This is a genomic window from Okeania sp. SIO2B9 (genome assembly GCF_010672505.1).
Classification (GTDB): domain Bacteria; phylum Cyanobacteriota; class Cyanobacteriia; order Cyanobacteriales; family Microcoleaceae; genus Okeania; species Okeania hirsuta.
Genome location: NZ_JAAHGK010000218.1, coordinates 1 through 7512 on the forward strand (window position 1 = coordinate 1; position 7512 = coordinate 7512).

At 37.5% G+C, this 7512-nt stretch carries 11 protein-coding genes; 4 read left to right on the forward strand and 7 right to left on the reverse strand.

The annotated features are described in order from the left end of the window. The 6 genes from F6K13_RS10280 to F6K13_RS10305 all read right to left on the reverse strand — a co-directional run. A partial coding sequence (locus tag F6K13_RS10280) for an ABC transporter permease (RefSeq protein WP_287287320.1) occupies nt 1–797 on the reverse strand: 797 nt, incomplete at its 3' end. A 358-nt stretch (nt 798–1155) separates the two neighbouring features. Further along, nucleotides 1156–2280, reverse strand: a complete 1125-nt coding sequence (locus tag F6K13_RS10285) for an AI-2E family transporter (protein ID WP_124145259.1) — start codon at nt 2278–2280, stop codon at nt 1156–1158. A 315-nt stretch (nt 2281–2595) separates the two neighbouring features. Beyond that, complete coding sequence (locus tag F6K13_RS10290; RefSeq protein ID WP_287287322.1) at nt 2596–2736, reverse strand: hypothetical protein; 141 nt, start codon at nt 2734–2736, stop codon at nt 2596–2598. Nucleotides 2737–2970: 234 nt separating this feature from the next. Continuing rightward, nucleotides 2971–3816 carry an Npun_R2479 family HD domain-containing metalloprotein gene (locus F6K13_RS10295; RefSeq protein ID WP_124145258.1) on the reverse strand — a complete coding sequence of 282 codons (846 nt, stop codon included), beginning with the start codon at nt 3814–3816 and terminating at the stop codon, nt 2971–2973. Between the two features lie 507 nt (nt 3817–4323). Further along, on the reverse strand, nt 4324–4656 hold the full coding sequence (locus F6K13_RS10300; RefSeq protein WP_339379427.1) for a transposase: 333 nt from the start codon (nt 4654–4656) through the stop codon (nt 4324–4326). A gap of 133 nt (nt 4657–4789) precedes the next feature. After that, the gene (locus tag F6K13_RS10305; RefSeq protein WP_124155920.1) at nt 4790–5155 is read right to left on the reverse strand and encodes a transposase; all 366 of its coding nucleotides are present in this window, start codon (nt 5153–5155) and stop codon (nt 4790–4792) included. Between F6K13_RS10305 and F6K13_RS10310 the strand changes: the two genes are divergently transcribed. The 4 genes from F6K13_RS10310 to F6K13_RS10325 all read left to right on the forward strand — a co-directional run bounded on the left by F6K13_RS10310 (nt 5136) and on the right by F6K13_RS10325 (nt 6755). Further along, nucleotides 5136–5288 carry a hypothetical protein gene (locus F6K13_RS10310; RefSeq protein WP_161564551.1) on the forward strand — a complete coding sequence of 51 codons (153 nt, stop codon included), beginning with the start codon at nt 5136–5138 and terminating at the stop codon, nt 5286–5288. The genes F6K13_RS10305 and F6K13_RS10310 overlap by 20 nt on opposite strands. 592 nt (nt 5289–5880) lie before the next feature. Further along, the gene (locus tag F6K13_RS10315) at nt 5881–6081 is read left to right on the forward strand and encodes a hypothetical protein (RefSeq protein ID WP_240041665.1); all 201 of its coding nucleotides are present in this window, start codon (nt 5881–5883) and stop codon (nt 6079–6081) included. Between the two features lie 6 nt (nt 6082–6087). After that, complete coding sequence (locus F6K13_RS10320) at nt 6088–6471, forward strand: TOMM precursor leader peptide-binding protein (RefSeq protein WP_275670350.1); 384 nt, start codon at nt 6088–6090, stop codon at nt 6469–6471. Nucleotides 6472–6611: 140 nt separating this feature from the next. After that, the gene (locus F6K13_RS10325) at nt 6612–6755 is read left to right on the forward strand and encodes a DUF5837 family cyanobactin class RiPP (RefSeq protein WP_161564480.1); all 144 of its coding nucleotides are present in this window, start codon (nt 6612–6614) and stop codon (nt 6753–6755) included. A 174-nt stretch (nt 6756–6929) separates the two neighbouring features. Here the strand turns inward: F6K13_RS10325 and F6K13_RS10330 are convergent, their stop codons facing one another. After that, complete coding sequence (locus tag F6K13_RS10330) at nt 6930–7316, reverse strand: hypothetical protein (protein ID WP_124144641.1); 387 nt, start codon at nt 7314–7316, stop codon at nt 6930–6932. Between the last annotated feature and the right edge of the window lie 196 nt (nt 7317–7512).

Below are 7512 nucleotides of genomic sequence, written 5' to 3' on the forward strand. Positions count from 1 at the left end.
TGGGGTAATACATGACGAACAATGATATAAAAAGAATTCGCCCCCATTGCCCTTACCGCTTGCACAAATTCTCGTTCTTTGATAGATAATACTTGTCCCCGAATGACCCTAGCTAACCCTGCCCAACTAATAAATGAAGTAATAACTACAATTAAGAGAAATCTTTGGGCACTGGTTAAACCAGGAGGTAATACAGCAGCAAGTGCCACTAATAAATAAATACCTGGAATTGTCATTAATACTTCAGCGAAACGCATCAAAATACTATCTATCCAACCACCAAAGTAACCAGAAATTCCACCAATAATCATTCCCAAGGGAAAATAGATTGTAATTCCCACTAAACCAATAAATAAACTAATCCTACCGCCAAAAAGTAAACGGCTAAATTGGTCTCGCGCTTGTTCGTCAGTACCTAATAAGTTAAATTTCCCTTCACCTGTGGTTCCGAATAAATGTCGATCCAAAGGCAAAATACCCAAGAGTTTATAGGGTGTTCCTTTGACAAATAAACTCAGAAGAGATGGTTTACTCAAGTCTACGTTTAACTCGCGGAGTCCAGTTTCTAAATCTACTGGTCCTTGAGTTGTGGGATAAACGTGGGGTCCAATAAACTCACCTGCTTGGTTTTGCCAGTAAATTTGAGTAGGTGGTAGTAGGGAACCATTGGGTTGAGATGTGTAGGGGTCGTATGGAGCAATAAAGTCAGCAGCAATTACTACCAGATAAAAAATTAATAGTAATAATGCACCAAATCTTGCTAAAGGATTTTTTTTAAGATTTTTCCACCATTTCATATTTAAGAAGTAAGAAGTAATAAGTAAGAAGGAATAAGTAAGAAGGAATAAGTAAGAAAATAATATCGCTTGTCCCCTCCAGGGGAGTTACCCTATCGGATAATTACTAATAATAAGGTTTTTGTTCTTAGTTGGGCTTTAGCCCTAATACTTATAGTAGTTTAAAATAAAAATGAGACGGATAAATCCCTGATTTTTAAGGATTATGTCAAGGTTAAGTGCCTCAATCTTAACTGGAATGATTATTGATTATAAGTATAATAAGGCTAAAGCCCTACTACGAGCCTAAAAAGTTAGAAAGAAGGAATAATTTAGGGATAAGGAAGGAGATAAAAAGGAAGAAATAAGGCGTAATAAGTTAGGGAGAAACTTGTTGATTTAATTGTTTTATTTCTATTTCTGATACTTCATTTTCTTCATCCATAGGATTATAAAAGAAAGAGCCTGTTTGGGGTGGTAATTTTGGATTTAGAACCACTTCCACAATACTTTTTAAAACTCCAGTGAGCGGAATTGCTAATATTACTCCCAAAAGCCCTCCTATTTTACCACCTAATAGTAACGCTGCAAAAATAATTACTGGGCTAAGTCCGGTTAAATTACCCATGACTCTAGGGGCAACTATATTATCTTTAATTTGTTGGAGAGCGATCGCCACGATTAAGACTTTTAAAGCTAACCACCAATTAATAAATGTTACTATACTGCCTACAGTGCCAATGCCCAAAGTTGCGCCAATAAATGGAATTAATTCCATTACCCCGATAAAGACTGCAAATAGTAGAAAATAGGGAACACCAAGAAACCAAAAAGCAAAAGATAAAGTAGTTGCCATAAATAACCCTAATAGCAACTGCCCAGAGATAAAACTTTGAAGATTAACTTCTAGGGATTTTGTAAATACATCTCGTACTTTTGGAGCAATAATACTTGTCAGATTATTCCAAACTCTTTCTCCATCTAAGAGCATATAAAAGGAGATTACTAAAATTAAAATTAAGTCGAAAAACCAGTTAACTGTGCCTAAGACTAAACCAAAACTGGTAGTAGCGATCGCCTGTATTTCTTCTTGAGCTTTTGCTGATAGTTGCTGTTGTAAAATCCCGAAATCAAAGGGTAAGTTATTATTTTCACTCCAGGTTTGAAATTCTGTTAATTGCCATCTGGCCGATTCTAATAAGTCTGGAAATTTCAACCACAATTGTCGAGCTTGGTTAAGAACTGGTGGAACAATAGTTAGGCCGATAACTAATATTATTAAAGCAGCCGTTAAATATACTAAACCTGCTGCCAAACTTCGGGGCAAAATTTTTTGTAGTTTAGATACTGGATAGTTTAACAAAAATGCCACTAATCCTGCTGTAATTAGAATACTAACTATTTCACCTACATAACTAATTGCCCCGATTGTCAACCATCCTGCTACTAATAATAATAACCATGTAATTAGAAATTGTTGAATAGGTGAAAATTTGACATTCATAAAGTTAGTAATTGGTAATTAGTAATTGGTAATAGCTTAGACAGCTTCAACATTTATCAAATCTCAGTTTTGTATATAATTTTAGCCTGTTACAAATTACTTCAAACTGATTATTGGAAATATTCACCTGAAATTTTTGTCTGTGAAAATTTGCAACATTATCTAAATCCATGATCTGGTATAAAATAATAATTAAAAAATTTAAACCTTTAGAGGTAAAGGTTTTTAGGATTTAAGTAATTAGCCAATAATAACTTAATTTGGCATTATACCAATTCCCAAAAGTAACGCTATACTTAGGTCAAACTTCAGTTCTTAAGTAATTAAAAATAGCCGAATCACTTTTTTGCTAATTTTAGCCAAGTTAATGTTAATTATTCTTGTGTTTACTTCTACCCCACTCACCCACTTCCCCTCCTGGGAGGGGGAGGGGCGAGGGGTGGGTCCCCTACTCATGAAAATGTAGAAAAGTTTTTGAGAAATGGTATTAGAGATATTTTCTGTTTCTTGTTGCCTATCTCAACAAAATTTTATAGCAGTTTAAGGAAAAGGCGCGGGCATATCAAAAGCTTAAAACTCAGACAATGCTAGATTTTTCGCTGCTTCTGTCCTTCCTTCTCTAGTAGATAACTAAACGCCTTCTTCCTCCTTCCTTCTTCCTTCTTCCTTCTTCTTTCTGCTCCCTAATTTCTAAACAGCAACCTTCATAGAAGAATCATGCTCTATTACAAATACATTGGAGTAAAGGTTAGCAATAATTTGCTTACCTTGCTGTGTTAGTGACAAATATTTCAGAGCATTTTTTATATAAGGAAGAACTCCTTGCCAAAAAAATTGCGGATAATTATCGCGCAGATCGCTAGGATTTTTATACCCTACTTTTTCATTGAAACCCATTTCCTCAAATTCATAATATAAAGAACAAATTTTATTGAGGTAGCGGGGGTCACTTAACTGGCCAATTAAATCTGCCGCTCGTACTAAACCAGGATGATTAACAGTATCTTGATGATCTGATTCTTTCGGAACAGGAAAGCGTGTTAACTCAATATTATGTTTAATTATTCCCACATCAATTAGTTTATGACCGCCAAATCGTTCATTAATAAATAATTTTGCCCGATCCACATGATAAGGAGTTAAACTAGCATCCGTACAACCTAATGGCAAATTAACCATTTCATCATCCCTACCCGTAGCGTACCATCCTTTTTTGTCTGCCCGACAAACTCCTTTTACATATCCGATGTCATGGCAAACTAAGGAAATAATATAATGTAACCAATCTTCGCAGGCAACTCCTCCTTCTCGAATATGTTTTCCCCGTAGAATTTCTTGGCCTACAAGAGTCACCAGAATTGTATGCTCTACATTATGGTAAAGGGCATCACTATTGGCAATATTTTCTAGTGCCATATTTCCTGCCCAACCAATAATTTCTTCGTAGTTAGATTTATGACCGCCGTAAGTACGACGGTAGCCATCTTTAATTTTTTCGACAAATGAATTAATTAATATTTCAGTGGCATTAAACATATTTTTTTCTTAATTTGTTTTGATTTTTTTAGGCTTTTCTAAAAATTGTAGTTGTCTGAGTTATTTTTTTGCTTTCTTACGTCATTTATTCTTACTTACTTAATATTATAAATAGTGCTGAAGGTAATGAGACACAGAGAGCAAAATCAGGGTCATTTTTATATTCGAGTTACTTCATGGTTTAAAGAAATCTAACAAAACGATAATTTTTCTTTACAACATAAGTGTTGAGTGGTTATAGAAATGGGTGAAAGTAAATTGAGAAGTAAAATTATACCAGAAAATAGGCTTTGTTGCATGAAGGTGGCGATCACAAAAATCACCCCTGTAGAGGAATGAACTAGAATTGTACTTTGTAACTTTCTGGCTTACAATCTTTAATTATACGGTAATTATACGGTTGAGGAGGGCACATTGTATCAATAACTCCACTGCTTGATTGTTAAATTTCCGTCGTCGTAATTTACCTGCGAACATCACTTTGAGCCGAAACATTGTGGTCTCGGATCAGGAGCGTCGGTGGTAACCACTTTCATGCTTCCATTTCTTTAGTCCTATTTGACGAATGCGTCTGAGGTTCTCATCTCTGGGATGGGGTGGAGCTTTACAGTTGCCATGTTGCCCAATCACGGCATTTTTTCGTGGAGGAATCGTGATTTTTGCTCCTCTTTGACTAGCCTTTTGATCAGACTTATACTTGTCGTATACCCCGTCTCCTGATACTTGAGCTATTTCTCCTTCTATACCATCTAGTAGCTCAGAAAAAGCTTCATCATCACGCTTCACGTTGGTACTTACCATAGCAGTAGCTATCTCCCCAGTTGCCTCCAAAACCCCCAAATAGAGCTTATATCATGTCCGGTTGAACAGTGATAAATAAATAACTACGGAGTCCTCAGGAGTCAGGAGTCAGGAGGGAAGAAAGAAGAAGGAAGAAGAAGAACAGGAGAAGAAGGAGAGAGTTTTCTTATCACTAATTATCCGGACATGATATTACGCCATGTCCGACGCCCACACCATGAATTCTTGTTTTCCATTCTCCCTCACCATACACTTTGACCCCCGTAGAGTCTAGTACCAAGTGCATGGTTTCTGTTGCTGGTAATATAGGTATATTGATGTTCAGTTTGCTCAAGCGACGACACAAGGTACTATGGTCTGGTACTGGCAAGTCTATTCCCATCAATTCAAATATAGATTCCAAGAAATCCTCAATTTGTCGTCCTGCCAAGCTAAACAAAGTAACAATGGTGGCCATTAGCTCCATGGCGACATTGCTATAGGTGTTGGATGCTCCCCTACGTCCAGTTTTGTTCTGATTGAGCCACTGTTCTATCACTCAACCACAACTTGCGAAAATTAATGAAACCGCAGTCTGTGCTCATCAACCTTGGTTGCTGGCAAAACCTGTGGGAGGGTTACTGTGGTTAGGTCCGATATTTGAACCAGAAGATACCGGATATTGGGATTAGACATCTGGTAAAAATCAAAAATCAAATCAATTCTTACACATAAATTATCAATTCTTTCCCCTCCACGGTCGGGGTTAGGGGTGGGATCCCTACTGCCTACAGCAAGTCTGCCTACTCCCTCTTTTCTGGAAGATGTGTAATGTTTAGCTCAACATTTGCGCGGTCATCGGGAAGTTGAAGTTGCAGTTTTGCGACAGAAACAAAAATCTCTTTCGACCAAAAAATCGGCGTTGCACAGTGACGAATGATTTGATATTTTTGAAGGAGACAGGAGACAGCTATACTGGAGACAGGAGGAAAATTACTTGGGGTGAGAATCCCCATGTAATGCGTGAACACCCCCGTTGACGGTGGGGTATTAAACTCACAAAGAAAATGATCAACTGTTTCTCCTGCCAGCGAACGGACAATTGGCAGTTGTGATGAAGGATACAATATATATAGGACTACCATATTATTTGGCGTTGCACAGTGACGAATGATTTGATATTTTTGATAGAATTGGATTGTGGATTAATCAATTGCTAGAATGATTAATTAATGGTTATTTTTAGTCAAAATCTAAACCAATTTTTGGCAATATCATTCCATAATGTGCAACCCCAAAAAATCTAGTGCGAGTAAAAGAGAAATTTCTGGATCTCTCCCTACTTCTTTTGGTTACCTACCTTCAACTATGGCAACTGCCATCAATCTAATAACCACTGAAGTTGCCAAATGGATAGTACAAAGATGTGGGGTGGAAATGCCTAACTTTACTACCCTCGCTGGAAAAGTGATTACCTTTAACTAGACAAACCTGACCACAGAAACTCATATTTTGAGTAAACGACCTCAATGTCAAGCTTGCGGCGATCCTAAATTACTCAAAGACATGGCATTTTATCCTCTGACTCTCACCAGTCGCAAAAAACATTTTACCTCTGATGGCGGTCATCGCGCATTCACTCCCGACCAAACAACAAAACGCTACGAACAACTAATAAGTCCCGTTACTGGAGTTGTCAGTGCTTTAGTACGAACCTCTGACCCAAATAATTCTCTAATCCATACCTACAATGCTACTCATAGTTTCGGTAGTGCCAAAACCCTCAGTGCTTTGCGTCGTTCTCTTGGTCATAAAAGTGGAGGAAAAGGTAAGAGCGGAAGTCGAGGATTTAAACCCAAGCTTTTAGCGCGCTGAAAGCTGAGTGCTGTTTGCAGAGCATTCCGGTACGGAAAATGCTGATAGCTACTTAAGTTAAGCTCATTAACTTGACAGTAGTGACTCATAAACCTAAAATGCAAGCAAATTAAGCTAAAAATACACAGAGGAATAATCCGATGGCCAAGAAAAATCTGATGCCACAACAACAAAAGCCTGTGATTCGCTTGAACATTGAAAAACCTATAGAGGGACTTGAAGAAGAAAACCTGACTACTGGTTTCGCCTCCAGGGAGGAATCAGCCTTACAGATGTTCCTATGATAGTGACGCAGAATAACCCTGCTCCATGGAATAATATAATTCAGTCGATCCTCATACAATGCGTAAGGGCGAATGGTTATTCGCCCCTACAATACAATTATAGACTCTTATCTTTAAATACTGATTTGAGGAACAGAGCGATCGCTGGAATAAATAACTATACTATGTGGTCGATTAAGGATTAACTTCACTCTCACCTAGGGTAGAAGCAGGAGTATCACCGACAGCATTCTGTGATGGTTCTATTAGCTGCTGCTGTTTATTGCGAAACTGCGTCGCTGCATCATTAATACTGTCACGTTGTTCGAGCATATACTCTTTCATATTCCGGTTATTTCCCAGTCTTGAGTTATGAATAATATCGAACATATTCAACCCACCGGAACCACTGAAAGGATCGGGGTTATCTACAGTTTGCAAATCCTTTAGAGGATTAACTGTATTAGTTTCATAAGATTCAGCAAAAGATGGCTGAGGTAGGAATATAGTTATTATTCCTGTAGTTAAGGTGCTAAAAATGATTTTTGTCAAAAGTTGAGTAGACATAGGTCGTATCGTCATTTTTTTAGGAAACTTTAGATATATAGCATACAACTTTTTTGGTCTGTTTGAAGAAGAGATATTATTTTACGGTAGCATTAGATTATTGGGGAGGGGGCGGGTTTATCCAAATTTAATGTTGAGCAATTAACTTAACGTGGAACCCACCCCTACCCGATGCAACATTTTAGGAGTCTAACGCTACTACATTTTTAGA

Coding starts and splice junctions, on each gene's coding strand:
- F6K13_RS10285 (WP_124145259.1), bottom strand. CDS start 2,280: ATGAATGTCAAATTTTCACCTATTCAACAATTTCTAATTACATGGTTA.
- F6K13_RS10290 (WP_287287322.1), bottom strand. CDS start 2,736: ATGAGTAGGGGACCCACCCCTCGCCCCTCCCCCTCCCAGGAGGGGAAG.
- F6K13_RS10295 (WP_124145258.1), bottom strand. CDS start 3,816: ATGTTTAATGCCACTGAAATATTAATTAATTCATTTGTCGAAAAAATT.
- F6K13_RS10315 (WP_240041665.1), top strand. CDS start 5,881: ATGTGCAACCCCAAAAAATCTAGTGCGAGTAAAAGAGAAATTTCTGGA.
- F6K13_RS10325 (WP_161564480.1), top strand. CDS start 6,612: ATGGCCAAGAAAAATCTGATGCCACAACAACAAAAGCCTGTGATTCGC.
- F6K13_RS10330 (WP_124144641.1), bottom strand. CDS start 7,316: ATGACGATACGACCTATGTCTACTCAACTTTTGACAAAAATCATTTTT.